Origin of the sequence: Pseudarthrobacter sp. NPDC092419 (genome assembly GCF_044755045.1) — a bacterium.
Taxonomy (GTDB): domain Bacteria; phylum Actinomycetota; class Actinomycetes; order Actinomycetales; family Micrococcaceae; genus Arthrobacter.
In genome coordinates, this window is record NZ_JBIVQF010000009.1 from 62,424 (window position 1) to 88,568 (window position 26,145).

Annotated in this window: 23 protein-coding genes; 9 read left to right on the forward strand and 14 right to left on the reverse strand. The window is 67.2% G+C overall.

Annotated features, from left to right (window positions below):
- Positions 1-54: 54 nt before the first annotated feature.
- Genes purU through glyA form a run of 7 tightly spaced genes read right to left on the reverse strand, consistent with a single transcriptional unit; the run spans position 55 to position 8,873 of the window.
- A complete protein-coding gene (purU, locus tag ACIQC0_RS14000; protein ID WP_400535740.1) occupies positions 55-951 on the reverse strand; it encodes a formyltetrahydrofolate deformylase in 897 nt (298 codons plus the stop codon).
- Positions 952-954: 3 nt separating this feature from the next.
- The gene (locus ACIQC0_RS14005; RefSeq protein ID WP_400535743.1) at positions 955-2,370 is read right to left on the reverse strand and encodes an L-serine ammonia-lyase; all 1,416 of its coding nucleotides are present in this window, start codon (positions 2,368-2,370) and stop codon (positions 955-957) included.
- Positions 2,370-3,020 carry a sarcosine oxidase subunit gamma gene (locus tag ACIQC0_RS14010; protein WP_400535746.1) on the reverse strand — a complete coding sequence of 217 codons (651 nt, stop codon included), beginning with the start codon at positions 3,018-3,020 and terminating at the stop codon, positions 2,370-2,372. The genes ACIQC0_RS14005 and ACIQC0_RS14010 overlap by 1 nt, the downstream gene beginning before the upstream one ends.
- On the reverse strand, positions 3,013-5,952 hold the full coding sequence (locus ACIQC0_RS14015; protein WP_400535749.1) for a sarcosine oxidase subunit alpha family protein: 2,940 nt from the start codon (positions 5,950-5,952) through the stop codon (positions 3,013-3,015). Before ACIQC0_RS14015 ends, ACIQC0_RS14010 begins: the two co-directional genes overlap by 8 nt.
- Complete coding sequence (locus ACIQC0_RS14020; protein ID WP_400535752.1) at positions 5,949-6,275, reverse strand: sarcosine oxidase subunit delta; 327 nt, start codon at positions 6,273-6,275, stop codon at positions 5,949-5,951. Before ACIQC0_RS14020 ends, ACIQC0_RS14015 begins: the two co-directional genes overlap by 4 nt.
- Before the next feature lie 25 nt (positions 6,276-6,300).
- Positions 6,301-7,521: a sarcosine oxidase subunit beta family protein gene (locus ACIQC0_RS14025; RefSeq protein ID WP_400535755.1), complete on the reverse strand. Its 1,221-nt coding sequence runs from the start codon at positions 7,519-7,521 to the stop codon at positions 6,301-6,303.
- The gene (gene glyA / locus ACIQC0_RS14030) at positions 7,518-8,873 is read right to left on the reverse strand and encodes a serine hydroxymethyltransferase (protein ID WP_400535758.1); all 1,356 of its coding nucleotides are present in this window, start codon (positions 8,871-8,873) and stop codon (positions 7,518-7,520) included. Before glyA ends, ACIQC0_RS14025 begins: the two co-directional genes overlap by 4 nt.
- A 127-nt stretch (positions 8,874-9,000) precedes the next feature.
- Between glyA and ACIQC0_RS14035 the strand changes: the two genes are divergently transcribed.
- From ACIQC0_RS14035 to ACIQC0_RS14045, 3 genes are all read left to right on the forward strand, one after another.
- A complete protein-coding gene (locus ACIQC0_RS14035) occupies positions 9,001-9,669 on the forward strand; it encodes a GntR family transcriptional regulator (RefSeq protein ID WP_377214136.1) in 669 nt (222 codons plus the stop codon).
- 136 nt (positions 9,670-9,805) lie between these two features.
- Positions 9,806-11,704: an alpha-amylase family glycosyl hydrolase gene (locus ACIQC0_RS14040; protein ID WP_400535762.1), complete on the forward strand. Its 1,899-nt coding sequence runs from the start codon at positions 9,806-9,808 to the stop codon at positions 11,702-11,704.
- A gap of 109 nt (positions 11,705-11,813) precedes the next feature.
- Complete coding sequence (locus ACIQC0_RS14045; RefSeq protein WP_400535765.1) at positions 11,814-12,662, forward strand: prephenate dehydratase; 849 nt, start codon at positions 11,814-11,816, stop codon at positions 12,660-12,662.
- A gap of 9 nt (positions 12,663-12,671) precedes the next feature.
- Here ACIQC0_RS14045 and ACIQC0_RS14050 read toward each other — a convergent pair whose 3' ends face one another.
- Positions 12,672-14,570 (reverse strand): FAD-binding monooxygenase, encoded by a 1,899-nt coding sequence (locus ACIQC0_RS14050; protein ID WP_400535768.1) that lies wholly within the window; start codon positions 14,568-14,570, stop codon positions 12,672-12,674.
- A 221-nt stretch (positions 14,571-14,791) separates the two neighbouring features.
- Here ACIQC0_RS14050 and ACIQC0_RS14055 point away from each other — a divergent pair, with 221 nt between their 5' ends.
- The 6 genes from ACIQC0_RS14055 to ACIQC0_RS14080 are packed head-to-tail and all read left to right on the forward strand — an operon-like array spanning position 14,792 to position 21,231.
- Positions 14,792-16,297 carry a fumarylacetoacetate hydrolase family protein gene (locus tag ACIQC0_RS14055; RefSeq protein ID WP_400535925.1) on the forward strand — a complete coding sequence of 502 codons (1,506 nt, stop codon included), beginning with the start codon at positions 14,792-14,794 and terminating at the stop codon, positions 16,295-16,297.
- An 11-nt stretch (positions 16,298-16,308) separates the two neighbouring features.
- Positions 16,309-17,004, forward strand: a complete 696-nt coding sequence (locus ACIQC0_RS14060; RefSeq protein WP_400535927.1) for a GntR family transcriptional regulator — start codon at positions 16,309-16,311, stop codon at positions 17,002-17,004.
- A gap of 11 nt (positions 17,005-17,015) precedes the next feature.
- Positions 17,016-18,527 carry a 5-carboxymethyl-2-hydroxymuconate semialdehyde dehydrogenase gene (gene hpaE / locus ACIQC0_RS14065; protein ID WP_400535771.1) on the forward strand — a complete coding sequence of 504 codons (1,512 nt, stop codon included), beginning with the start codon at positions 17,016-17,018 and terminating at the stop codon, positions 18,525-18,527.
- A gap of 30 nt (positions 18,528-18,557) precedes the next feature.
- Complete coding sequence (gene hpaD, locus ACIQC0_RS14070; RefSeq protein ID WP_400535774.1) at positions 18,558-19,640, forward strand: 3,4-dihydroxyphenylacetate 2,3-dioxygenase; 1,083 nt, start codon at positions 18,558-18,560, stop codon at positions 19,638-19,640.
- Positions 19,641-19,642: 2 nt separating this feature from the next.
- Positions 19,643-20,428 carry a 2-oxo-hept-4-ene-1,7-dioate hydratase gene (hpaH, locus tag ACIQC0_RS14075; RefSeq protein WP_377214130.1) on the forward strand — a complete coding sequence of 262 codons (786 nt, stop codon included), beginning with the start codon at positions 19,643-19,645 and terminating at the stop codon, positions 20,426-20,428.
- Complete coding sequence (locus tag ACIQC0_RS14080) at positions 20,413-21,231, forward strand: aldolase/citrate lyase family protein (protein ID WP_400535777.1); 819 nt, start codon at positions 20,413-20,415, stop codon at positions 21,229-21,231. Before hpaH ends, ACIQC0_RS14080 begins: the two co-directional genes overlap by 16 nt.
- A 22-nt stretch (positions 21,232-21,253) precedes the next feature.
- Here the strand turns inward: ACIQC0_RS14080 and ACIQC0_RS14085 are convergent, their stop codons facing one another.
- The 6 genes from ACIQC0_RS14085 to ACIQC0_RS14110 all read right to left on the reverse strand — a co-directional run bounded on the left by ACIQC0_RS14085 (position 21,254) and on the right by ACIQC0_RS14110 (position 26,143).
- On the reverse strand, positions 21,254-22,615 hold the full coding sequence (locus tag ACIQC0_RS14085; RefSeq protein ID WP_400535780.1) for a phenylacetate--CoA ligase family protein: 1,362 nt from the start codon (positions 22,613-22,615) through the stop codon (positions 21,254-21,256).
- Between the two features lie 67 nt (positions 22,616-22,682).
- Entirely contained in the window at positions 22,683-23,114 is a 432-nt protein-coding gene (locus tag ACIQC0_RS14090) for a hypothetical protein (protein ID WP_400535783.1), read from the reverse strand.
- Positions 23,115-23,386: 272 nt separating this feature from the next.
- The gene (locus tag ACIQC0_RS14095; RefSeq protein ID WP_377214900.1) at positions 23,387-23,785 is read right to left on the reverse strand and encodes a hypothetical protein; all 399 of its coding nucleotides are present in this window, start codon (positions 23,783-23,785) and stop codon (positions 23,387-23,389) included.
- Positions 23,786-23,963: 178 nt separating this feature from the next.
- Positions 23,964-24,389, reverse strand: coding sequence for a heat shock protein transcriptional repressor HspR (locus ACIQC0_RS14100; RefSeq protein ID WP_400535785.1), 426 nt, complete (start codon positions 24,387-24,389; stop codon positions 23,964-23,966).
- Between the two features lie 15 nt (positions 24,390-24,404).
- A complete protein-coding gene (locus ACIQC0_RS14105) occupies positions 24,405-25,376 on the reverse strand; it encodes a DnaJ C-terminal domain-containing protein (protein WP_377214125.1) in 972 nt (323 codons plus the stop codon).
- A 95-nt stretch (positions 25,377-25,471) separates the two neighbouring features.
- A complete protein-coding gene (locus ACIQC0_RS14110) occupies positions 25,472-26,143 on the reverse strand; it encodes a nucleotide exchange factor GrpE (protein WP_400535789.1) in 672 nt (223 codons plus the stop codon).
- Positions 26,144-26,145: the final 2 nt, after the last annotated feature.

Genomic DNA, 26,145 nt, shown 5'->3' on the forward strand with positions numbered 1-26,145 from the left:
CCACGTGTCCCCGGACCATTTCCGTAGCCGCAGTCCCTTTGCGTGTCCGGCAACTTACCGCAGCACCACGGTCCGGTTGCCGTGGAGGATGACGCGTCCCTCGCAGTGCCACTTCACAGCGTTGGAGAGGGCCTTGCATTCGGTGTCGCGGCCCGCGGCCACCAGGTCCTCGGGACCGTAGGTGTGGTCCACGTCCACCACCTGCTGCGAGATGATCGGCCCCTCGTCGAGTTCCGCATTGACATAGTGGGCCGTGGCGCCGACGGTCTTCACGCCGCGGGCGTAGGCCTGGTGGTACGGCTTGGCACCCTTGAAGCTGGGCAGGAACGAGTGGTGGATGTTGATGGCCCGTCCGTCCAGCTTGCGGGTCAGGTCGTCGCTGAGCACCTGCATGTAGCGCGCCAGCACCACCAGCTCAACGTCCAGCCCGTCCACCAGTGCCATCAGTGCAGCTTCCGCCGCCGGTTTCGTTTCGGCGGTGACCGGCACGTGGTGGAACGGGATGCCGTGCCACTCCACCAGGGCCTGGTGGTCCCGGTGGTTGGAGACCACGGCCACGACGTCCACGGGCAGCTCGCCGATCCGGGCGCGGAACAGCAGGTCGTTGAGGCAGTGCCCGAACTTGGACACCATGATCAGAACGCGGCGCTTGGATCCCTGGCGTTCCAGCTGCCACCGCATGCCGAACTTCTCGGCCACGGGGGCGAACGAGTCCCGCAGGACCTCGAGCGTGGACTCATCCCCTTCAGACGCGAAATGCACCCGCATGAAGAAGTGCCCTTCGGACCGCTCACCGAACTGTTTGTTGTCGATGATGTCGCAGCCGTGTTCCAGCAGGAAGCCGGAAACGGCATGCACGATGCCCGGGCCTTCCGGGCAGTCCAGCGTGAGGACGTGCTCCACGGTGGTGAGGGCTTGGGGTGCGGGGATGTGGGTTTCAGTGGCGGTCATGGTTCAGCACTCGATCACATTCACGGCGAGTCCTCCTCGGGAGGTTTCCTTGTACTTGGTTTTCATGTCGGCTCCGGTGTCACGCATGGTCTTAATGGCCTTGTCCAGCGAGACCTTGTGGCTGCCGTCCCCGTGCAGGGCCAGCCGGGCCGCGTTGATGGCCTTCACGCTGGCAATCGCGTTCCGCTCGATGCAGGGAATCTGCACCAGCCCGCCCACCGGATCGCAGGTCAGGCCCAGGTTGTGCTCGATGCCCACCTCGGCGGCGTTCTCCACCTGACCGGGCGTCCCGCCGAGCACTTCACAGAGCCCGGCCGCAGCCATCGAACAGGCCGAGCCCACCTCACCCTGGCAGCCCACTTCGGCGCCGGAGATGGAGGCGTTCGTCTTGAAAAGTATTCCGACGGCGGCTGCCGCCAGCAGGAAGCGGATCACGCCGTCGTCGTCCGCCCCCGGGACAAACTTCACGTAGTAGTGCAGCACGGCAGGCACGATCCCGGCCGCGCCGTTGGTGGGCGCGGTGACAATCCGCCCGCCGGCGGCGTTTTCCTCGTTGACCGCGAGCGCGAACAGGTTCACCCATTCCATCGCCAGCAGCGGATCGGCCGGCGCTTTAACGGGCGACGGCGATGCTGCCGCGGCTTCGGCTGTGGCGGCCGAGGCCGTCAGGGTGCGGAACAGCGCGGGTGCGCGCCGGGTCACTTTCAGGCCGCCGGGCAGGATGCCTTCCGCGTTGCAGCCGTTCTCCACGCACTGGCGCATTACGGCCCAGAGCCCCAGCAGCTCCTTGCGGAGTTCCGCTTCACTGCGCCAGGTGAGTTCGTTGGCCAGCATGACGTCCGAAATGGACATGCCTTCGCGGCGGCACACCTCCAGCAGTTCGTCCGCCGTGGAGAAGGGATAGGGCAGCACGGTGTCATCGGCCACTACCTTGTCCGCCCCTTCCGCGTCTCCGTCCACCACGAAGCCGCCGCCGATGGAGTAAAAGCTCCGCTCGCTCAGTACGGCTCCGGCGTGGTCCAGCGCCCGGAAGGTCATGCCGTTCGGGTGCGCCGGGAGGGACTTGCGCCGATGGAGCACCACATCCTCTTCCCAGTTGAAGTCCACCCGGTGGGTGGCGGCGATATGGAGTTCGGCGTCCAGGGCTGCGGCTGCCACCTGGTCATCGGCCGTGAAGGTGTTCACAGTTTCCGGTTCCAGCCCCTGCAGCCCGAGGACCACGGCCTTGTCCGAGCCGTGTCCCCGTCCGGTAGCACCCAGGGAGCCGAACAGCTCCGACTGGACCCTCGCCGTGGCGGCCAGCAGGCCGTCCGCCTTGAGGCCGTCCGCGAAGAGCTTCGCCGCCCGCATCGGGCCCACCGTGTGTGAGGAGGAGGGCCCGATGCCGACAGAGAACAGATCAAGGACGCTCAGCGCCATCAGGGAACCTCGGGTGAGGCGTACTCCCGCATGGCGTCCAGGAGCCAGCGGCCCAAAAACTCGGCGAACGAAGCCCGGGGGAAGATGCGGTACGTCTCCTCACCGGTCTTCCACAGGACCACCGGGATCTTCGCAACCTCCGTCGAGAAGGCGGTGCCTGCCTTGAAGACCCGCGGGTGCAGGTCCAGCGAGCAGCCCTTTTCCAGCACGGCCCGGGCCCGGGGGCCGGTCAGTTCGAACGTGGTGCGGTTGGCGGAGAGGTCCACCACCTGGCCTGAGTCCCCGCCCAGGGCTTCCCGGAGGGCCGGGAGGAGGTTCCCGCCCAGGGATTCGTGGACTTCGGCGGGCGCCACCACCAGGAACTCGGCCGGCCCCAGCCAGAGCACCGAAGTGTCACCGTGGACCACCACGGAACCGGAGCCGCCGGGCAGCCCGCCGGTAACGGCGGCCAGCCGCTGCGCGGTGTCACTGCGGACGTCGGCCCGGAGGCCCACCATGGTCAGGTATGGCAGTTCCGTGAGTTCCACGGTTCCGGCCAGGGATCCTGCCGTGAAGGCGTCCTTCAGGCTGGCGGCGGGGCTCACACGGGCGGCCAGGTTCTTGTCTGCCGAGTCCTGCGGGGCAGTGGGGGATGCTGCTGTCTCAGCCATCTTTGCGGGTCCCTTCGGGGTCAAAAAGCACGGTTTCTGCGACGACAACGTCAACCAGCTGGTCGCCGGCGGCGGCCACGAGGGTCTCGCCGATGCGGTTGCGGCCGTTCTTGATCAGGGCCAGGCCGAACGACCGGCCCAGTGCTGCGCTGTGGTAGCTGGAGGTGACGAAGCCTTCCATCGGTACCGGCCCGTAGGCCGGGTTGGTGGAGCGTCCCTTTTCCACCAGCTGGGTGCCTTCCGGCAGGCGGAGCGAGCCGTCCACGGGAAGGACGCTCACCAGGTGCTTGCGGTCTTCACGTTGAGCATCCACCCGGGAGTAGGAGCGCTTGCCCAGGAAGTCCTTGGCCTTGGAGACGATCCACTCCATGCCGGCATCCTGCGGCGTGACGGTGCCGTCGGTGTCCTGCCCCACGATCGGGTAGCCCTTTTCGGCGCGGAGCACATGCATGGTTTCGGTGCCGTACGGGGTGATGTTGAACTCGGCACCTGCCGCGGCCACCGCCTCCCAGGTGTTGAGCCCATACCAGGCCGGAACGTTGATTTCGTAGGCCAGCTCACCGGAGAACGAGATCCGGCAGATCCGGGCGCGGACCCCCGAAGCCAGCGTGGTTTCGCGAAAGGTCATGAACGGGAACGCTTCTGCGTCCAGTCCGCCGTCGGCAGCCAGTTCCGGCGCCACTTTGGCGAGGACCTCGCGGGACTTGGGCCCGACGACGGCAATGGTGTTCCACTGTTCCGTCACCGAGGTGCAGTGCACGTCGAGTTCGGGCCACTCGGTCTGCAGCCATTCCTCGAGGTGGTCCAGCACCTTGGCGGCGCCGCCGGTGGTGGTGGTCATGAAGAAGGTGTCCTCGTCCAGCCGGAGGGTCACGCCGTCGTCGAAGATCATGCCATCAGCCAGGCACATAACCCCGTAACGGGCGGAGCCGGGGGCGAGCTTCTTGAACGCGTTGGTGTACATCCGGTTCAGGAACTCCCCCGCATCCTTGCCGCGGATCTCGATCTTGCCCAGCGTGGTGGCGTCCATGAAGCCGACCGATTCACGGACCGCGGCGCATTCGCGCAGCACGGCCGCGTCCATGTCTTCGCCGGCCTGCGGGTAGTACCAGGGCCGCTTCCACTGCCCCACGTCCTCGAACAGGGCGCCCTTGGCAACGTGCCAGGGGTGGATGGAGGTGATGCGGGCCGGGTCGAAGAGCTCCCCGCGCTGGCGTCCTGCCAGTGCCGCGAAGGCCACGGGGGTGAACGGCGCGCGGTAGGTGGTGGTGCCGATCTCGCCGATGCCCCGGGATGCTTCACCTGCCGTGCGGAGGGCCGCGGCGATCACGCCGATCGCGTTGACGCCGGAGGTCTTGCCCTGGTCGTTGGCGGTGCTGATGGAGGTGTAGCGCTTAATGTGTTCCACCGAGCGCATGCCGGCGCCGGTGGAACGCAGGACGTCCGCCACGGACTGGTCGCGCTGGAAGTCCACGAAGTGGTGGTGCCAGTCGTCCGGCGTGCCGGTTTCGCCGGGCACCAGCCACAGCTGGCGGGTTGGGGCGGAGGCCTTCGGCTCGCCCAGCGGGGAAGGTACGACGGCGGATGCGAACCCGGCAGCGATGGCCGCCTTTGCGCCGGCGGAGATTCCCTCCGCGAGGCAGTCGGCGGTCCCGAACGAGCCGCGGCCGGAGCCGATGGTCTGCTGGTTGGGGACGACGGTGCTCGGCACGAACGCGGCGAGGTCCTCGTCCCAGCGCAGCTTGCCCTGGCGCTGGGAGTGCAGGTGCACCAGCGGGCTCCAGCCACCCGAGACGGCCAGCAGGTCGCAGGCGATCCGTTCGACGCCCGAGGTGAGCTCGCCGTCGTCGTTGATGCTGCGGACGGTGACGCCGTCCAGCCGCCCCGCGTCTGCTGAGGTGTTGGCCACGGCGCTGCCGATCAGCACCCGCGTGCCTGCTTCGACGGCAGCGGCAGCCACGTCGGTGAGCTGCGGACGGGCATCCACCACGGCGGCAATCTTGACCCCGGCGGCGCGAAGGTCGGCGGCCAGGGCGTAGGCGCTGTCGTTGGTGGTGCTGATGACTACGCGCTGCCCGGCCGCCACTGCATAGCGGTTCAGGTAGGTACGGACGGCGGAGGCGAGCATGATGCCGGGCCGGTCGTTGTTCTCGAACACCAGCGGGCGCTCGTGCGCGCCGGGAGCGAGGACCACCTGGTTGGCACGGATGTGCCAAATCCGCTGGCGGGAGACCCCGGGAGCGGCGGGGCTGGTCAGGTGGTCGGTGCGGCTCTGGACGGCGATGATGTAGTTGGCGTCGTAGGCACCAAAGGCGGTGGTGCGGTTCAGGACCGTGCACTCTTCGGTGGAAACCAGTTCAGCCTCTACGTCGGCCACCCATTCCAGCGCCGGCTTGCCTTCGATGGTCTCGGCCAGGTCCGCGGCGGTGGAACCGGAAAGCAGGGAGCCCCCAAGTTCGGGCTGGTCATCCAGCAGCATGACGCGGGCGCCGGTGCGGACAGCTTCGCGGGCAGCGGCCAGGCCGGCGGGGCCGCCGCCTACCACCAGGACATCCGTGTGGACGTACTTCTTGTCGTACTCGGCGTGATCCTCGGCCGGGTCAAGCTTGCCCAGTCCGCTGAGCAGTTCAGCGTCGAGCCCGTCCACCAGGGAAACGGTGGTGGCGGGGAGCATGGATTCGGCCACGTGGCCCGGGAAGCGTGCGGACACCTTAACCATGGCGTTGGACTCTTCCACACCGGCGGACATGATGCCGCGGGGGCGGTCCTCGTAGAGGGAGTTGCCGGCGGCGATGTGGCCGTTGGCCAGCAGTGCGGAGGCCAGCGTGTCGCCGGGGTGGCCGGTGAATTCCTCGCCGTCAACGGTGAAACGCCAGGAGATGGTGCGGTCGATGCGGCCGCCGGTGGTCAGGCGGGCGTTCTGGGAAGTCACTTGGTTGCTCCTTCCGGGGCTGCGGGGGTGGTGTCCAGGCGGGAATCGCCGGCGTCGGGGCGGGGCGTGCCCATGCGGTACACGGCCTTGATGTCGTAGCTGGCGGTGTCGCGCAGCATGTTGAACCACTGGCGGCAGCCGGTGCTGTGGACCCAGCGCTCGGCGAAGGTGCCCTTCGGGTTCGCGCGGTAGAAGAGGTACCGGGACCACTCCGTGTCGTTCAGTTCGTTGGGATTTTCCGGGTAGGCCACGTGGGCCTGGCCGCCGTAGTGGAATTCGGTTTCATCCCGGGGGCCGCAGTTGGGGCATGAGATCAGCAGCATGTGCGTTGTCCTTTTCTGGTGCCGACTAGTGGGCGACGGCGGCGGCGCCGTGTTCGTCGATGAGGGCGCCGGTCTCGAAGCGCTCCAGCGAGAACGGCTGGTTCAGCTTGTGCGGGGTTCCGGTGGCGATGGTGTAGGCGAAGGTCATGCCGGCCGCGGGGGTTCCCTTGAATCCGCCGGTGCCCCAGCCGCAGTTCACGAACATGTTGTCCACCGGAGTGGTGCCGACGATCGGGGAGGCGTCCAGCGTGGTGTCCACGATGCCGCCCCAAGTCCGGAGCACGTGCGCACGGGCGAAAATGGGGAAGAGCTCGACGGCGGCTGCCATCTGCTGCTCGATCACGTGGAACGAGCCGCGCTGGCCATAACCGTTATAGGAGTCCACTCCGGCGCCCATGACCAGTTCGCCCTTGTGGGCCTGGGAAACGTAAACGTGCACGTGGTTGGACATGACCACCGTGGGGTGGACCGGCTCGTGGAGCTCGGAGACCAGCGCCTGCAGCGGGTGGGACTGGATGGGCAGTTCGAAGCCCGCCATCTCTGCCAGCACCGAGCTGTGGCCGGCGGCGCAGAGGCCAACCTTTTCGGTGTTGATCGTGCCGCGGTTGGTCTTGACGCCGGTGACGCGGTTGCCGTCCTTGATGAACCCGGTGACTTCGCAGTTCTGGATGATGTCCACGCCCATCTCGTCGCACTTGCGCGCGAAGGCCCAGGCCACGTGGTCGTGCTTGGCGATGCCCGCGCGCGGCTGGTAGGTGGCCCCCATGACGGGGTAGCGGATGTTGTCGCTGATGTTCAGGATGGGGCAGAGTTCCTTGACCTGCTTGGGGTCCAGCCATTCCGCGTCCACGCCGTTGAGCTTGTTGGCACCAACGCGGCGCACGCTCTCGCGTACGTCGCCCAGGGTGTGGGCCAGGTTCATCACGCCGCGCTGGCTGAAGAGAAAGTCGTATTCGAGTTCCTCGGGCAGGATTTCCCAGAGCTTGAGGGCGTGCTCGTAGATGGCCGCACTCTCGTCCCAAAGGTAGTTGGAGCGGATGATGGTGGTGTTCCGTGCCATGTTTCCGCCGGCCAGCCAGCCCTTTTCCAGGACGGCGATGTTGGTCATGCCGTGGTTCTTGGCCAGGAAGTAGGCGGTGGCCAGGCCGTGTCCGCCACCGCCGACAATCACTGCGTCGTAGGAGGACTTGGGTTCCGGGTTCCGCCAGAGGAACTCCGGGTGCTCAGGAAGGTGCGGTGCGCTCACTGGGCGGCTCCAATCAGGTCTGCTTCGGCGGCGGCCAGGGTGGCGTCGTCACTGAGGTGCGGGTACAGGGGGAAGCGTTCGGCCAGGGCCGTGACGCGGGCGCGGAGTTCGGCGGCGGTGTCCTCCGGGAGGATTCCGGCGCCGCTGGTGCCGTTGCCGGCGGAGGCGATCAACGCCGTCGCGATGATGTCCGCCACCTCGGTGAATTCGGCGGGGCCGAAGCCGCGGGTGGCGAGCGCCGGGGTTCCGACGCGGAGGCCGGAGGAGACCATCGGCGGGCGCGGGTCGAAGGGGACGGCGTTGCGGTTGACGGTGATGCCGATGCGGTGCAGGACGTCCTCGCCCTGCTGTCCGTCAAGCTCGGAGTGGCGCAGGTCCACCAGGACCAGGTGCACATCGGTGCCGCCGTTGACCACGGAGATGCCGGCAGCCTGGACGTCCGGCTGCAGGAGGCGTTCGGCCAGCAGCTGCGCACCCTGCAGGACGCGTGCCTGGCGTTCGGCGAATTCGGGAGTGCCTGCGAGTTTGAAGGCCACAGCCTTGGCGGCAATGACGTGTTCCAGCGGGCCGCCCTGCTGGCCGGGGAAGACGGCACTGTTGATCTTCCTGGCGTATTCCTCCTTCGCCAGGATGACGCCGCCGCGGGGACCACCCAGGGTCTTGTGGGTGGTGGTGGTCACCACGTCCGCGAACGGGACGGGGTTGGGGTGCAGCCCTGCTGCCACCAGGCCGGCGAAGTGGGCCATGTCCACCATCAGGTAGGCACCGACGAGGTCTGCGATCCGGCGGAATTCGGCGAAGTCCAGCTGGCGGGAGTAGGCGGACCAGCCGGCAACGATCAGCTTGGGCTTGTGCTCCAGTGCCAGAGCCTCCACCTCTGCCATATCGATCCGGAGGTCTTCCTCGCGGACGTGGTACGGGACCACGTTGTAGAGCTTGCCGGAGAAGTTGATCTTCATACCGTGGGTGAGGTGGCCGCCGTGGGCCAGGGAGAGCCCCAGGATGGTGTCGCCCGGGTTCAGCAGGGCGAACATGGCGGCGGCGTTGGCCTGCGCGCCGGAGTGCGGCTGCACGTTGGCGAATTCCGCGCCGAACAGGGCCTTCACGCGGTCGATGGCGAGCTGCTCCACCACGTCCACGTGCTCGCAGCCGCCGTAGTAGCGCTTGCCGGGGTAGCCCTCGGCGTACTTGTTGGTCAGGACCGAGCCCTGGGCCTCCATGACGGCGGACGGGGCGAAGTTTTCCGAGGCGATCATTTCCAGCGTGGACTGCTGGCGGTGCAGTTCCTGCGCAACGGCGGCGGCGACGTCGGCGTCCACCGTTGCGAGCGGGGCGTTGAGTACGTTCTGCATGTTTCTCCTTACAGAAGCTTTTTCCGGAAGCTGATCAACAACTGATCTGCGACTGATATATTAGAACTGACGCAATAGTATGTTGTAGATCACGCCACCGTCAACAGACAATTTTTGGGAGACGCACATGAGCCTGGCGACTGGGCACCAGCTGACGGAAAGCCCGGAGCTCTCCCTGTCCGAGCAGGCCTATCGCACCCTGCGGGACCGGCTCATCATGCTGGAGATCCGGCCCGGCGAGGCCATCAACGACGGCAAGCTGGCCACCGAATTGGGCATTGGGCGGACGCCGCTGCGCGAGGCACTCAAGAGGCTGGAAACCGACCACCTCGTGATCTCGTACCCGCGCCGCGGAACGTTCGCCACCGTCGTCGACATCACCGAACTCGCGGACGTCTCCGAACTACGGGAGGCGCTGGAACCCCTGGCGGCCCGACGCGCCGCGAAGCTGGCCACCCCCGCGCTGCGCGCGGAACTGCGCGATACCGCCGCCGCCATCGCCCGGATGCAGGAGGGCGACGACCCGTACGAGCTCATGCGCTACGACATCGAGGTACACCGCCTGATCTACCGGGCCGCTGCCAACACGCACCTCGAGGACGTCCTGATCCGCTACGACAACCTCGCCACCCGGATCTGGTGCATGGTCCTGGAAAAGGTCCCGTCCGTGGCCGGGCACGTCGCCGAGCACGTGGCCCTGCTGGAAGCAATCGCCGACGGGCAGGCGGACCGGGCGGCAACGCTCGCCCTGGAGCACGTGACCAGCTTCGAAGAGGCCATCCGCAGCGTGCTCTGAACCGGCCTCCCGCCCCCTCCCCGGTGGGCGCTGTTGGATATGACAATCGGCTCTGGCCCAGCCTCTGACGCGGCGTGAAATACTGCCGGTACAGGTTTCCGCCGGACCCGCCGGCGCGCCGGAAAGGTCCAGAGCCATGCACGAATCCGTCAGCGTGGATGACAACTCGCAGCAGCACGTCCTGGCCGCCCTGGACGGCGCGGAAGGCCTGACCCCGGACCCGGACTTCCGCCGCCGCCTGGACCAGCACTTCCCCACCCTGCGCGGGCTGTTCCACTCCCTGTACGGGTCGCGGCAGGACTGGCTGGACCAGCTCGCGGCGCTGGTGGTCCAGAGCGCCCGGTCCTGGCAGGAGCGCTCCGCGGACCTCAAAGCCCTGGACACGGAGCGGGAAACCAACACCGGCTGGTTCCAGTCCAACGCCATGCTTGGCGGCGTCTGCTACGTGGACCGCTACGCCGAAAGCCTGGAGGGGGTCCGCGCCCGCATTCCTTACTTCAAGGAGCTGGGGCTGACCTACCTGCACCTCATGCCGCTGTTCCTGGCCCCCGAACCGCACTCGGACGGCGGCTATGCCGTCTCCAGCTACCGGCAGGTCAACCCGAAGCTGGGAACCATGGAGCAGCTCAAGTCGCTGGCCGCCGAACTCCGGCGGAACGGCATCAGCCTGGTGGTGGACTTCATCTTCAACCACACCTCCGATGAGCACGACTGGGCGCAAAAGGCGGCGGCCGGCGACCCCGAATACAGCGACTACTACTGGATCTTCCCCGACCGCACCATGCCGGACGCCTTCGAGGAGAACGTCCGGGAGATCTTCCCGGAGAACCACCCCGGCTCGTTCATCCAGATGCCGGACGGGCGCTGGGTCTGGGCCACCTTCCACACCTACCAGTGGGACCTGAACTACTCCAACCCTGACGTCTTCCGCGCCATGGCGGGCGAGATGCTCTTTCTTGCCAACCAGGGCGTGGACATCCTGCGCATGGACGCGGTGGCTTTCATCTGGAAGCAGCTCGGGACCACCTGCGAGAACCTGCCCGAGGCCCACTCGCTGCTGCAGGCCTTCAACTCGGTGTGCCGGCTGGCGGCGCCGTCGCTGCTGTTCAAGTCCGAGGCCATCGTGCACCCGGACGAGGTGGCGCGCTACATCGATCCCGCCGAATGCCAGCTTTCCTACAACCCCCTCCAGATGGCGCTGATCTGGGAATCCCTGGCCACCCGCGATGTTTCCTTGCTGGCCCAGGCCCTGGAGCGGCGGCACAACATCCCCGATGGCACTGCCTGGGTGAACTACGTCCGCAGCCACGACGACATCGGCTGGACCTTTGCGGACGAGGACGCGGCCGAGCTCGGGATCAATGGGTTCGACCACCGCCGCTTCCTGAACTCCTTCTACGTCAACCGCTTCCCGGGCAGCTTCGCCCGCGGCGTCCCGTTCCAGGACAACCCCAAGACCGGGGACTGCCGCATTTCAGGCACGACGGCGTCCCTCTGCGGCATGGAGGTCAACCCGGCTGAGGCGGTGGAACGGATCCTCCTGGCCCATTCCGTGCCTTTCAGCACCGGCGGCATCCCGCTGCTGTACCTGGGCGATGAGGTGGCACAGCTCAACGATTACAACTACGCCATGGAGGAAGGGCACGACGCCGACAGCCGCTGGGTGCACCGGCCCCACTATCCGGCGCGCCACTACGCCCGTCGCAGCGACCCTGCCACGCCCGAGGGTGCGGTTTTCGCCGGGCTTAAGCGGATGATCGCCGTGCGGGCGGCCACGCCGGAGCTGGCGGGAACCCGGCTGGTGGACTTCCACACCGGCGACCGCGCCGTCCTCGCCTACCAGCGGCCCGGAGAAAGCAGCACGGTACTGGTCCTGGCCAACTTCAGCGACTCCCCCGAGGCCCTGCCCGCGGAAACCTTCGCTGGATTCTCGCCTGCCGCCGTCGACCTGCTCTCCGAAGCCGCGCTGCACCTGGACGAGGGCATCACCCTGCTGCCCCGGCAGTCGGTCTGGCTGCGCGTCACTCCCCTCTGACCTCCCCCATCCCCACTAGGTCGCGCTACGTGCCGTTTTGAACCCCGAAAACGGCACATAGCGCTACTCAGTTGGGCGGGCAGGGCGGGAGCGTGAAACCATACGGACCATGGCCTCCAAGATTGCATACCAGGGCGAGCCCGGCGCCAACTCCAATATCGCGTGCCGGCAGATGTTTCCGGACATGGAAAGCGTCCCGTGCGCCAGCTTCGAGGACGCCTTTGAACTGGTGTCCAGTGGCGAGGCCGAGCTGGGCATGATCCCCATCGAGAACTCGATCGCGGGACGGGTGGCGGACATCCATCTCCTCCTGCCGCAGTCCAACCTGCAGATCGTCGGCGAGTACTTCCTGCCCATCCACTTCGACCTGCTGGGCATCCCGGGCAGCACCATCGGGGGTGCCACCGAGGTGCACAGCCACATCCACGCCCTGGGGCAGTGCCGGAAGCTCATCCGCGAGCACGGCCTCAAACCCGTCATCGCCGGCGACACCGCGGGCTCCGCGCGCGAGGTCGCCGAGTGGAACGATCCCCGCAAACTCTCCCTCGCTCCGCCGTTCGCCGCGCAGATCTACGGCCTCGAAGTCCTCGCGTCCCGGGTGGAGGACGATCCGTCCAACACCACCCGGTTCGTGGTCCTGGCCCGGGAAAAGGAACTGCCGGCCCGGGCTGAACTTCCCGGACCGGCAGTCACGAGCTTTGTGTTCCGCGTCCGCAACGTTCCCTCGGCCCTGTACAAGGCGCTGGGCGGGTTCGCCACGAACGGCGTGAACATGACGCGGCTGGAGAGCTACATGGTAGGCAACGAATTCGCGGCCACCATGTTCATGGCCGACGTCGAAGGCCACCCCGAGGACCTGCCGTTGAAGCTGGCCCTCGAGGAGCTGGACTTCTTCACCACCGAGGTGCGGATCCTGGGCGTGTACCCGGCAGCGGACTACCGCACCGCCCGCCGCTAAGGCTCCGAACTAGCTGACGGGGAGGTGGCGGCCCGCCAGCAGCGGCGCGAAGAACGCACCGAGCTCCGCCGTGGCAGTTAGCGGCAGGACGTTCGCCACGTACTGGTCCGGGCGGACCACCACCACCACGCCGCCCCGGTCCAGTCCGCGTTCGTCGAAGATGTCCGCCTTGGGATCGACGCCGTACACCTTCTCGTAGTCGGTCAGCTTGAACGGGCCCACGGACGGTTTGAACACCGACGGAACAGCGTTGATGTCGATGCTCGGGTGGTCCTGCTGGTAGATCACCTTGGCGTCGAACCATGCGTCAGGATCAGCGTCCGACGGCGTCGCGGCCAGCGGCGAATCCGCCGAGTTCGCGAGCCACTCGGCAAATTTGTCGGTGGCTGAGCCTGTTCCCGGCAGTGCGGCGTCCGCGAACGCATAGATCCGCCAGCGGCCGTCCGCCGTGGCGTGGTGCCCCAGGTGCATCGGGTTGGTGTCGCATACGCGGACCACCTGGGCGGACTTGAAGCGCTTGCCCACGGGGAAGCCGGTCGCCAGGTCCTGATGGGCGTCCGTACCCATCACCAGGGAGGGCGCGTACTGGGTCATGAAGCCGGCAGGGAACTCCGCGGTGCGGACGTAGAAGTCTTCCAGCTCCGAGGGATCGTCGAACTCCTCCGGCTTCTTGGCCATCATGGAGGACCATTCCTTGTCGAAGTCGATCAGGTTTCGGGCCACCACCTGGCGCTCCTCGGAGTAGGTGGAGAGGAGGCCTTCCGGGCTGCGGCCCTCCAGGACGTGGCCCAGCTTCCAGGCGATGTTGAACCCGTCCTGCATGGAGACGTTCATGCCCTGGCCGGCCTTGGCGCTGTGGGTGTGGCAGGCGTCGCCGGTGATGAACACCCGCGGGGTGCGGGTGCCGCGGTCCTCCGGCAGGACGTCGTCGAACCTGTCCGTCAGCCGGTGCCCCACCTCGTACACGCTGCTCCACGCCACGTTCCGCACCTCAAGGGTGTACGGGTGGATGATGGCGTTCGCCTTGGCGATGATCTGCTCGATCGAGGTGTTCCGCACCGCGTGGTGACTGGCAGGGTCCACCTCGCCCAGGTCCACGTACATCCGGAACAGGTGGCCGCCCTCCCGCGGAATCAGGAGAATGCTGCCCTCGGCGCCCTGGATGGCGCACTTGGTGCGGATGTCCGGGAAGTCCGTGACGGCCAGGACGTCCATGACGCCCCACGCGTGGTTTGCCTGGTCGCCGGCGAGGGTGCAGCCGATGGACTGGCGGACCTTGCTCCGGGCGCCGTCGGCCCCTATCACGTACTTGGCGCGGACAACGCGCTCGTGGCCCTCGTCCGGCCCGGCGGTGCGGAGCAGCCGAACAGTTACGGGGTACTCACCGTCGGACGCAACCTCCAGGCCCTGGAAATCGTAACCGTAGTCCGGCTTCATCCGGGTGGGGGCGTTCGCCATGCACTCGGCGAAGTAGTCCAGCACCCGGGCCTGGTTCACGATCAGGTGCGGGAACTCGCTGATGCCCATTTCGTCATCCACTGCACGGGCGGCGCGGACGATGTTGGCGTGGTTGGCCGGGTCCGGCTTCCAGAACGCCATCTCCGTGATGCGGTAGGCCTCGGCGATGATCCGCTCGGCGAACCCGAAGGCCTGGAACGTTTCCACGCTGCGCGCCTGGATGCCGTCTGCCTGGCCGATGGCGAGCCGTCCGGGACGGCGTTCCACGATGCGGGTGGTGATGTTGGGGAACTGGGCGAGCTGCGCGGCGGCGAGCATGCCGGCCGGGCCCGTGCCGACGATCAGCACATCCACCTCGTCAGGAAGCTCTTCAGGGCGGTTAAGTCCGACGCCGGCGGCAGGCTTGATGCGCGGGTCGCCGGATACATAGCCGTGGTGGTGGAACTGCACAGGCTTTTCCTCACTTCGTTGTGGCGGCACTTGTTCGATATCAGAACGGAAGGTTCGATATTTGAAATTCAGGGGGTAGTTTTCCACTGTACGCCGGATGTGATGCGGGCGACAAGTGCCTTCGGAAACCCCCGGAATTAGCGCATCAGCAGGGGTTGACGGGCCATCGGCGATGCGTGATAGTGATCGTATACGATTTCGTACCTGATGAGGAGACGGTTTTGGAGCAGGTCAACGGCGACACCTTGGCAGCAGCGCGCAAGGTCATCGCGGTCCACATCAACTACCCCAGCCGAGCCGCCCAGCGCGGCCGGACCCCGGCCCAGCCCTCCTACTTCCTCAAGCCGTCCAGCTCCCTCGCCCTCACCGGCGGCACGGTGGAGCGCCCGGCAGGGTGCGAGCTTCTCGGCTTCGAGGGCGAGGTCGCCCTGGTCATCGGCAAGGCAGCCCGCCGTGTGAGCCTCGAGGACGCCTGGAGCCACGTCGCCGCGGTCACGGCCAGCAACGACTTCGGCGTCTACGACCTGCGCTACGCGGACAAGGGATCCAACCTCCGTTCCAAGGGCGGCGACGGGTTCACCCCTGTTGGCACAGCACTGATCCCGGCAGACGCCGTCGACCCCTCCCTGCTGCGCATCCGCACCTGGCTCAACGGCGAAATCGTCCAGGATGACACCACCGAAGACCTCCTTTTCCCGTTCGCCCGGCTGGTTGCGGACCTCTCCCAGCTGCTAACCCTTGAGGAAGGCGACATCATCCTCACCGGTACCCCCGCCGGCGCGTCCGTGGCGCAGCCCGGGGACGTCGTCGAAGTTGAGGTAAGTACGACGGCGGGAGCAGACGGCGGCGCGCCGCTCACCACCGGCCGGCTGGCCACCACCGTCACGGAAGGCACCACGGCGTTCGCGGACTTTGGCGCCCAGCCCAGGGTGGATGACACCCAGCGGGAGGAAGCGTACGGTTCCCGGGAAGCTGCCGGCCTGCCCGCCGAGGCGGGATCCGCGCCCGGGGCAGGCGCCGCCGTCGTGCGTTCCCTGTCCCCCAAACTGAAAGCCAAGCTTGAGTCCGTGGCCACCGCCACCCTCTCCTCCCAGCTGCGCAAGCGCGGGCTGAACAACGTCAGCATCGACGGGCTGCAGGCCACCCGCCCGGACCGCCGCGTGGTGGGCCTGGCCCGGACCCTCCGTTACGTCCCCAACCGCGAAGACCTGTTCAAGACGCACGGCGGCGGCTTCAACGCCCAGAAGCGCGCCATCGATTCCGTGAACGAAGGCGAAATCCTGGTCATGGAGGCCCGCGGTGAAAAGGGGACCGGCACCGTGGGCGACATCCTGGCCCTGCGCGCCCAGGTCCGCGGCGCCGCCGCGATCATCACCGACGGTGGCGTCCGCGACTACTCGGCCGTCGCGGGCCTGGACATGCCCACCTACTTCGCCAACCCGCACCCGGCCGTGCTCGGCCGGCGCCACGTCCCGTGGGACACGGACATCACCATCGCCTGCGGCGGCGCCACGGTCCAGCCCGGAGACATCATTGTGGCCGACTCCGACGGCATCCTGGTGATCCCGCCGGCTGTCGCCGAAGAACTCGTTGACGACTGCATCCAGCAGGAGAAGGAGGAAACCTTCATCTTCGAGATGGTCAAGCAGGGCCACAGCGTGGAGGGCCTCTACCCGATGAACGCCGAATGGCAGGCCCGGTACAAGGAATGGGAGGCAGGCCAGTGACTGAATCCGCCCTGGTTTCCCCGGGCGCGGCCGCTTCCGCAGGCGCCGCCGGCGGCACGTCAGCCGGCAGCAAGTCCGAACAGGCCTACCAGGCCGTGAAGGCCCGCATCGTGGAAGGCACCTACACCCCCGGCTACCGGCTGGTGCTCGGCTCCATTGCCAAAGACCTGGGCTTCAGCGTGGTCCCCGTCCGCGAAGCGATCCGCCGGCTGGAAGCCGAGGGCCTGGTGACGTTCGAACGCAATGTCGGGGCCACCGTTGCAGGGATCGACCCCACAGAATACCTGTACACCATGCAGACCCTCAGCATCGTGGAGGGGGCGGCCACCGCGCTGTCCGCTCCCCTGATCGATGCCGTGGCCATCGCCCGGGCCCGCGCGGTAAACGAGGAGATGCGTGAATGCCTGGACCACTTCGACCCCGTTCGGTTCACCCAGCTGAACCAGGACTTCCACAGTGTGCTGTTTGAACACTGCCCCAACCCGCACATCCTCGATCTGGTGCACCGCGGCTGGAACCGGCTCGCTGCGCTGCGGTCCTCAACGTTCCGGTTTGTTCCGGGCAGGGCACGGGATTCGGTCGAGGAGCACGAAGAACTGCTCCGGCTGATTGAGACCGGAGCCCCCGCGGACCGGATCGAGCAGGCCGCCCGCCGGCACCGCGCCACCACCCTGGACACCTACCTCGCCCAAGCCAAGCACCAGTAAGGACTTCAACGATGACGACCTCGACAGAAACCACCCAGCACTACGTGCCCCAGGACCTGCCCGCCCATATCCAGCACTACATCAACGGCGAGTTCGTTGACTCCGTGGGCGGGAAGACCTTCGACGTCCTGGATCCTGTGTCCAACCGCACCTACGCCACCGCCGCGGCCGGCCAGAAAGAGGACATCGACCTGGCCGTGGCCGCCGCCCGCGAAGCTTTCGTGAGCGGCCCGTGGCCGAAGATGAAGCCCCGCGAGCGGGCCCGCGTCCTGAACAGAATTGCCGACGCCGTCGAAGCCCAGGAAGCCCGCCTCGCGGAACTGGAAACCTTCGATACCGGCCTGCCGATCACCCAGGCCAAGGGCCAGGCGCTGCGGGCCGCGGAGAACTTCCGCTTCTTCGCGGACCTGATCGTGGCCCAGTTCGACGACGCCATGAAGGTCCCCGGCTCGCAGATCAACTACGTGAACCGCAAGCCAATCGGCGTGGCGGGACTGATCACCCCGTGGAACACGCCGTTCATGCTCGAGTCCTGGAAGCTCGCCCCCGCGCTGGCCACCGGCAACACCGTGGTGCTGAAGCCGGCCGAGTTCACGCCGCTGTCCGCCTCGCTGTGGGCCACCATCTTCAAGGAAGCGGGCCTGCCCGACGGCGTCTTCAACCTGGTCAACGGCCTGGGCGAGGAAGCCGGCGACGCCCTGGTCAAGCACCCGGACGTTCCGCTGATCTCCTTCACCGGCGAGACCACCACCGGCCAGACAATTTTCCGGAACGCGGCCGCCAACCTCAAGGGCCTCTCCATGGAGCTCGGCGGCAAGTCCCCCTGCGTCGTGTTCGCCGACGCCGACCTGGACGCCGCGATCGACTCGGCCCTGTTCGGTGTCTTCTCCCTCAACGGCGAGCGCTGCACGGCAGGCTCCCGCATCCTGGTGGAGCGCGCGATCTACGACGAGTTCTGCGAAAAGTACGCCGCCCGCGCCAGGAACATCGTGGTGGGCGATCCCCACGATCCGAAGACCCAGGTGGGCGCCCTGGTCCACCCGGAGCACTACGAGAAGGTCGCATCCTACGTGGAGATCGGCAAAACCGAAGGCCGGCTCCTGGCCGGCGGCGGCCGACCCGACCACCTGCCCGAAGGCAACTACATCGCACCTACTGTGTTCGCCGACGTCGCCCCCGACGCCCGCATCTTCCAGGAAGAGATCTTCGGACCCGTCGTCGCCATCACCCCGTTCGAGAACGACGACGAAGCCCTCGCCCTGGCCAACAACACCAAATACGGACTGGCCGCCTACATCTGGACCCAGAACCTCACCCGGGCCCACAACTTCTCGCAGAACGTGGAGGCCGGGATGGTGTGGCTGAACAGCCACAACGTCCGCGACCTGCGCACCCCGTTCGGAGGCGTCAAGGCTTCCGGCCTGGGCCACGAGGGCGGCTACCGCTCCATCGACTTCTACACGGACCAGCAGGCCGTGCACATCACCCTCGGTTCCGTACATACCCCCAAATTCGGCGCCTGACCAAGCCCCTTTCAAAGAAGAGAGAATCCAATGACCAACTTCGTTCCCACCCCCACGGTCCCGGCCCCGGACATCGTCCGCTGCGCCTACATGGAGATCGTGGTCACCGACCTCGCCAGGTCCCGCGAGTTCTACGTGGACGTCCTGGGCCTGCACGTTACCGAGGAAGACGAGAACGCGATCTACCTGCGGTCCCTCGAGGAATTCATCCACCACAACCTGGTACTGCGCAAGGGACCCATCGCCGCCGTCGCGGCCTTCGCCTACCGGGTGAAGTCCCCGGCCGAGGTGGACGCCGCCGAGGCCTACTACAAGGAGCTCGGCTGCCGGGTGGAGCGCCGCAAGGAAGGCTTTACCAAGGGCGTGGGCGACTCCGTCCGGGTGGAGGACCCGCTGGGCTTCCCGTACGAATTCTTCTACGACGTGGAGCACGTGGAGCGGCTCACCCAGCGCTATGACCTCTACTCCGCCGGTGAGCTGGTCCGCCTGGACCACTTCAACCAGGTCACCCCGGACGTCCCGCGCGGCCGCGCCTACTTGGAGGATTTGGGCTTCCGCGTCTCCGAGGACATCAAGGATTCCGACGGCGTCACGTACGCCGCGTGGATGCACCGCAAGCAGACGGTCCACGACACCGCCCTCACCGGCGGCAACGGCCCGCGCATGCACCATGTCGCGTTCGCCACGCACGAGAAGCACAACATCATTCAGATCTGCGACAAGATGGGCGCGCTGCGCATCAGCGACCGGATCGAACGCGGTCCCGGCCGGCACGGCGTGTCCAACGCGTTCTACCTCTACATTCTGGACCCGGACGGCCACCGCATCGAGATCTACACCCAGGACTACTACACCGGCGACCCGGATAACCCCACCATCACCTGGGATGTCCACGACAACCAGCGCCGCGACTGGTGGGGGAACCCCGTGGTCCCCTCCTGGTACACCGAAGCCTCCCTGGTCCTGGACCTGGACGGCAACCCGCAGCCGGTCATCGAGCGCACCGACGCTTCCGAAATGGCTGTGACCGTAGGCGCCGACGGCTTCTCCTACACCCGCAAGCCGGACGAGGGTGCGCAGCCTGAAGGGTTCAAGCTGGGGGCGCAGCTGTAGCCATGCTGGATGCCAAGACGATTGAGGCCATCGCGGACGAACTGGTCGAAGCCGGCCGGACCCGCACCCCCGTGCCCCGCCTGACTGCCCGCTACCCGGACATGACGGTGGAGGACTCCTACGCGGTCCAGCGGCTGTGGCGCCGCCGCAACGAAGAGGCCGGCCGAACCCTGGTGGGGCGCAAGATCGGCCTCACGTCCAAGGCCATGCAGGCCGCCACGGGCATCACCGAACCGGACTACGGCGCCATCTTTGATGACATGGTGCTCGAAACCGGCTGCTCAGTGGAATGGGACCGCTACACCCACCCGCGGGTGGAGGTGGAGCTGGCGTTCGTGCTGAAGGACGGCATCAAAGGCCCCGGCGCCACGATTTTCGATGTCCTGAAGGCCACCGACTACGTGGTTCCGGCCCTCGAGATCCTGGACTCCAGGATCGAAATGGAAGGCCGCACCATCGTCGACACCATCTCGGACAACGCCGCGATGGGAGCCATGGTGATCGGCGGCAACCCGGTCAAACCGGACGCCGTGGACCTCCGTTGGGTCTCGGCCATCCTCTACAAGAACCAGACCGTCGAGGAAACAGGTGTCGCGGCCGGTGTCCTGGACCACCCGGCCAACGGCGTGCACTGGCTCGCGAACAAGATCGCCGCGCACGGCGACTCCCTGAAGGCCGGGGACATCATCCTGGCCGGTTCCTTCACCCGTCCCACCTGGGTCTACAAGGGTGATACCGTCCACGCCGACTACGGACCCCTGGGAGTTGTGACATGCCACTTCGAATAGAGGACACCTTCCGGTCCGCGCTGGCCGGAACCAAACGGCCGCTGGCCGGCATGTGGGTGTGCTCCGGCAGCCCGCTGATCGCCGAGCTCTGCGCCGGGTCTGGCCTGGACTGGCTCCTGGTGGACGCGGAGCACTCCCCGAACGGCCTGGATTCCATCCTTGCCCAGCTCCAGGCCATCCACGGCTATCCGGTCCACGCCATGGTCCGGCCGCCGGTCAACGACACCGTAATCATCAAGCAGTACCTGGACCTGGGCGTCCAGAACCTCCTGATCCCCATGGTCAACTCGCTGGCCGAAGCCGAGGCCGCGGTGGCCGCCACCCGCTACCCGCCCCACGGCGTGCGCGGCGTGGGTTCGGCCCTGGCCCGCGCCGCCCGCTGGAACCGGGTGCCGGACTACCTGGCGCGCGCCAACGAGACCATCAGCGTCACTGTCCAGATCGAATCCACCGCCGCCGTGGACGCGGTCCAGGACATCCTGAAGGTGGACGGCGTGGACGCGATCTTCATCGGCCCCTCCGACCTCGCCGCTTCGATGGGCCTGCTGGGACAGCAGGAACACCCCGAGGTCCGCGCCGCCGTCGAACGCTGCCTCGAAGCGGCGAAGGCGGCCGGCAAACCCGCGGGCGTCAACGCCTTTAACCCGGCCACGGCGGAGCATTACCTCGCCAACGGTGCGGATTTCATCCTGGTGGGCGCCGACGTCGCGCTCCTCGCGCGGGGCTCCGAAGCCCTCGCCGCCCGGTTCATCCCCAAAGCCGACGTCAAACCGGCCGACGGCGACCCGCGCCCCAGCTACTGAACGCCCATGGCGGAAGCCCGGATCAGCCGCTGGGCAGCCTCCGCACGTAGGGCGCTTTGCCCAGCGGGGTCCGCTCCAGCCGGTCCACCAGCTGGACGTCCAGGGGAATTTCCGCGGCGCCGGCCTCTGCAAGGGCAACAGCAACGGCCGTGCGGATCCCGTCGGCGGACAGGCCGGGCTTGATGCCCGCTACCAGGATCCGCAGGCGGGAGGGCTCCTGGATGACCTGCCAGCCGGAGGTGGCAACGGTGTCCAGCGCGTGGTGGAAGATGATGGGGTGAACCCTGACCGCGCCGGTCCTGCCCGGCAGCTGAAGGACGTCTTCGAGGCGGCCTTCGACGCCCTGGAGCAGTCGGAAGGAGCGCCCGCACGGGCAGCCGCGGCCGCCGAGCCTGACGGTGTCGGACAGCTCGTAGCGTATGAGGGGCAGGGTCCGGGAGAACAGCACTGTGGCCAGCAGCTTCGCCCCGGTGGTCCCCGGCTCCACCGCAGTACCGTTTGCGTCCACGGATTCAACAATGACAAGGTCCTCGTAGACATGACGCTTGCGATGGGCGCACGGCGAAGCAATACCCGCCGTTTCCGTTGCGGCGTACACGTCGAACGGCGCACTGCCCCAGGCTTCACGCATCTCTGACGCCGCCGGCCCGCTGAGGACTTCGGAGGCGGACATGACGCCTTCCGGTGCGATGCGGAGGCGTCCTGCGAGCTGCTCGGCCGCCAGTGGCTGGAGGGCCGAGGCGTACCCGACCAGTATCCTCGGCTGGAAGCTGTTGAGCGCCGCCACGGACTCGGCCATGGGTGCCGTGACATCCAGCCTCAGGGTCGGGACCAGGCGGGAGGGGAACGATGCCCCGACCCCAGCGGACTGATGGGTTGGCACGCGGGAGCTGACCAGTGCCATCCTCAGCGGCCGCACCGGGCCCGCGGCGATGCCCGCCCAGTCATTCGCCCTGGCGTAGGAAGCCAGGACTGTTGCCCATTCGGACCGGTTCCAGACGAAGGTTCCCCGCCGCCCGGTGGTTCCGGCGGTTGCGGCCGCCCACCACCGTCCCCGCCAGGGCTTTCCCGGATCGCCCCCGCCGTCGGTCAGTGCGCGCAGGTGGTTTTCGACGTCGGCCAGCTTCAGTCCCGGGGCGGTGACCGCCTGGTCGAAGTTCTCCATGAGGTCGGCTTTGGTGACCGGCGGCAGCTGGTCCAAAGGGGCGTTTTGCAGTCCGGCATGGTGCCGCCGGTAAAACTCCGAGCCGGCATAGGCTGCCGCACGCAGCCTCCGCAGGGACCCCTCCTGGTGTTCCGAAATCCGCCCGGCATCCCAGTGGTCCCGCGGCTTCCAGGCGGCGCGCAGGAACAACACGCGCGCCATAAGCCAAAGGTCCGCCATGAATCCACTGTCGCCGGATGCAGACCGTCCCGGTAGGGCCCAACGGCCCGCCGCCGCGGCCGTTGGCTCAATGGCCGCCCGTGTGGTTGTCGGTGTGGTCGGCAGTGGGCGCGGGGGACGGCCCCACGTCCCTGCCCGTGCCGCTGACTGCCGGGCCGATGACGAAGGCCGAAAGGGAGAACATCGCGGCGAACACGAGCAGGCCAATGGCCGGCGCGATCCAGCTGCCGAACCTGCGGTAGAGCCGGAGCAGCACGGGAATAGAGGCAATCAACCCCAGTGCCCCAAACAGTGCGGTTCCGCCGGACCCTGCCACCAAGGCTGTCCCGGCAAGCAGCCCCACATGGTGCAGCACATGCGGGAGCAGCCCCATCACCAGGCCCACCACCCCGGCAATGGAATGCCACATGGCGTGAAGCCGGCCGGCGAATGACCCGTCACCCCGTACGCCGGCCGATCCCGCGGATTCCGCCTTGGAACTGTGATGGTGATGGGTCAATCTCCGCCGCCTGTCTGTGGTGCTGTAGAGGGTTACTGAATCTGGCGCCCTCAGTGTCAAGGGTCCTGCACCGAAACACAAGAACTTCGTCCGCCCGCGCGCAACACTGAAGAGCAACCTGCCAGGCCATCCGGCTGGCGCACCGCCTACTCGAAGTGGAGTATCCGTTGGAAACCTACGACGCTCGGCGTCCCGCAGGTCATCAACGGCTAGCAGGCTGTCCGCCGCTCCGGCCTATCCAGGGACCCTCTCCCAGGACCCTGTCCTGCCCCCTACCCCAGGGCAGGGGCGGCGACTGCCCGGCCGGACACACGTCCTGCGAAGCGGCGGCGGGCCCAACGGGCGAGTTTCTTGCCCTTGCCCTTCCACCAGTTGTCTTCGTCCTTGTCGTGGTGCAGACGGAAAATGATGGCCACCAGGACGAACATGGCCATCCCCACTCCCGACATGGAGGCCATCACCAGATCCACCAGCACGCTGACGGCCAGCGAGATGACGGACGGCACCGCCAGGGTGCGGAAAACGGTGCTGGCCACGTAACGGCTGTGGGACCCTGGCACGGACAGTGCACGCACCATGTCGAAGCAGACGCACACCACCACCATGGCCTGCCCCAGGGACAGGATGACCAGACCCGGAAGGGACGCGCTGATCGCCGCCACCGATTCCATTCCCGGGCTCATCGCCGGGCCTTGCAGTGAGAACCAAACATGGAAAAACCCCCAGAACCTTGAAACCGCCTGCTGCTGATCCAGCAGGTGGTTCAATTCAAGGTTTTGGGGGTTGGACCGTCACCAGTACCGGGTACTCTAGTTTCCCGCCGCGAAGGCCGGCCGAGTACTTGGATGCCTACTGTCCCAGTGCGCGCGGCCGCCAGACCACCACGGCCTGCGAACGGGGACGCGGGCGCTGGCCGCGGGCCAGGCTCACCACGTCACCAGCGGCGCCCGCTGCGAAGATGCGCGAGTCGATCGACTGAGGACGCCGGGCCAGCTCTTCCGTCAGCTCGGACACCCGGCTGCGGAGTGCGGCCACCTGGTTTTCAAGTTCCAGGATGCGCTTGATCCCCTCCAGGGACACACCTTCCTGGGACAGCCGCTGCACCTCGCGGAGCATGTTGACGTCCCGCTGCGAGTAGCGCCGCGACTTCCCCGGCGCGCGGCGCGGAGAAACGATCCCCATCCGGTCGTACTGCCGGAGCGTTTGGGGATGCATATCCGCAAGCTCGGCCGCCACCGAAATCACGAAGATTGGCTGATCAGCGTTGATGTCCACGGCAATGACCACCCGTTACAGACGGGCCTTGGCGGCCAGGCCCTCTCGGACATCTGCGTCCGCGGTGGCCTCGGCAAACGCCTTGACGGCGGCTTCGGCATCCTTGTTCAGGTTCTTGGGAACGGCGACGTCGATGGTCACCAGCAGGTCGCCGGTCCCCTTCGACGTCTTCACCCCTTTGCCCTTCACCCGCAGCGTTCGACCCGACGGCGTTCCCGCCGGAACGCGCACCCGCACCTTGTCGCCGTCGATGGTGGGCACTTCGATGTCGGCGCCCATAGCAGCCTCCGGGAAGGTGACCGGGACGTGGATGCGGAGGTTGTCGCCGTCGCGCGTGTAAAAATCGTGGGGCTTCACGGACACCGCAACCATCAGGTCGCCGTTGCCCGCGGGGCTGGGCTGGCCCTTGCCGCGGACGCGGATCTTCTGGCCGTCCTTGATGCCGGCCGGCACGCGGACGTCGATGACCTCGCCGTTCGGTTCGCGCAGCCCGATGGTGGTGCCGCGGATGGACCCGGCGAAGGAGATGGTGGTGGATGCCGTCCGGTCCGCGCCCCGCTGCGGGGCGCGCTGGTAACCGCCAGCGCCGCCGAAGCCGCCGAACAGGTCCGCGAACTCGGGCGGAATGCCGCCGCCGGCCGGGTTGAAGCCGCCCGCATGGCGTCCGGTGTTGCCCGTGAAGAGCCCGCCGAACATGTCCTCGAAGCCGCCGTTGGCTGCACCGGCACCGCCCGGAGCGAACCGGGCGCCGCCGCCCATGGCACGGATAGCGTCGTACTGCTGGCGCTCCTCCGGATCCGACAACACAGAGTAGGCCTCCGAGATGTCCTTGAACTTCTTCTCGGAAGCCGTGTTGCCGGCGTTGGTGTCAGGGTGGTGCTCGCGGGCCAGCTTCCGGTAGGCCTTCTTGATGTCGGCGTCGGAAGCGTCCTTGGCGACACCAAGGATCTTGTAAAAGTCCTTGTCCACCCAATCCTGGCTAGCCAATGGCGTTTCCTTTCAAGAATCTTTGCCGAGATGGCAGTTCACAGCAATGCGGTTGCCCAACACTGCCGCGAACTGCCATCTCGCGTGGGGTAATGCTACGCGGGGACCGCGACGATGACCTGGGCCGCGCGGAGGACGCGTTCGCCTGACTTGTAGCCGGAGCGGAGCACCTGGCTGACGGTATCAACCTCAATGTCCTCGCCGGGCTGCTGGATCAGTGCCTCGTGGATCGTGGGATCGAACTCCACGCCGGTCTGGTCGATGCGGACCAGGCCGTAGGTCTTCAACGCGTTCTCCAGCTTGGCGGCGATCGCGGCGAAGGGGCCGTCGGCCAGGTCGCCGTGCTGCCGGGCGGCGTCAACATCGTCCAGGACCGGGAGCAGGGAGTTCAGGACGCCGATGACGGCCATCTCCCCTGCCACGGCCCGGTCACGCTCAACACGCTTGCGGTAGTTGACGTACTCGGCCTGGAGGCGGAGGAGGTCGTTCCGAAGCTCAGCCGCCTCGGCGCTTCCCGCTGCCGCCGCACCCTGGGCCACGGATTCCTCAGCCGGCACGTCCACGCCGTTAAGGATCTCCTCGGCCTGGGCGAGCGCGTCGCCGTCGGAATCCTTGCTTTCCTGACCGGAAGCCTGCGCCTCCGGGTGCCGTGCCTGGCCGGTGACCGGGTCAACCTTGCGGTTGTCCCGGATCACCGGTTCCTGGTGGCCGGCGCCGCCGTGGTGCTCGGATGAGTTGTGCTCTTCCTCGTTACCGTGGTGCGGCATGG